Annotated in this window: 2 protein-coding genes; both read left to right on the forward strand. The window is 44.5% G+C overall.

What is annotated here, in order from left to right; translation table 11 throughout:
* A partial coding sequence (locus A3763_RS21595; RefSeq protein WP_156495243.1) for a WS/DGAT domain-containing protein occupies positions 1–190 on the forward strand: 190 nt, incomplete at its 5' end.
* A 65-nt stretch (positions 191–255) separates the two neighbouring features.
* A partial coding sequence (locus A3763_RS21600; RefSeq protein ID WP_197483037.1) for an FKBP-type peptidyl-prolyl cis-trans isomerase N-terminal domain-containing protein occupies positions 256–683 on the forward strand: 428 nt, incomplete at its 3' end.

The raw sequence follows: 683 nt of genomic DNA on the forward strand, positions 1-683 counted from the left end.
GCAGCTAGAGGGGATGTATCCCGTTTCAATACCTCTGGATCGTATTGCCTTGAATATTACTTTGGTCAGTTATGTAGATCAGTTAGAATTCGGCTTTACGGCTTGCCGCCGCACCTTGCCGTCTATGCAGCGTTTGCTGGATTATGTACAGAAGGGATTAGAGGAATTGGAAGTGGCAGCTGACATCTAAGATATTACCCTACTGACCATTTCGATTGGCAAGTAACAAACTTAACGACTAGTAGATATAGAGATATGACAAAGAAGACTGAAGATAAACCTCAATCGTTCGAGCAGAAAGTGAGCTATGGATTTGGATGGCAGTTTGGCCGTCAGATGCAAAAGAACCGCTTCGAGGGAATGGATATTGAAGCAACGATTCAGGCTTTGCGAGCATGCTTTAATGGTGAACCTTCGGCTTTGTCCGAAAGCGAACTCAACGAAGCCTATGACACGATTAAAGAAAAGCGCATGCAGTTCGAGAAAGATCGTACCGAGAAGTATCAGGATTTGTGCAAAACTTTCTTAGATGAAAATGCCAAGCGAGAAGGCGTACAAGTTACCGACTCAGGTCTACAGTACGAAATTCTGGAAAGTGCAGAGGGCGATAAGCCTAGTATTGATCAGACTGTACGCGTTCACTATCACGGCTCATTCATTGATGGCCAGGTTTTTGACAGCTC

It is taken from the genome of Oleiphilus sp. HI0128 (assembly GCF_001635365.1).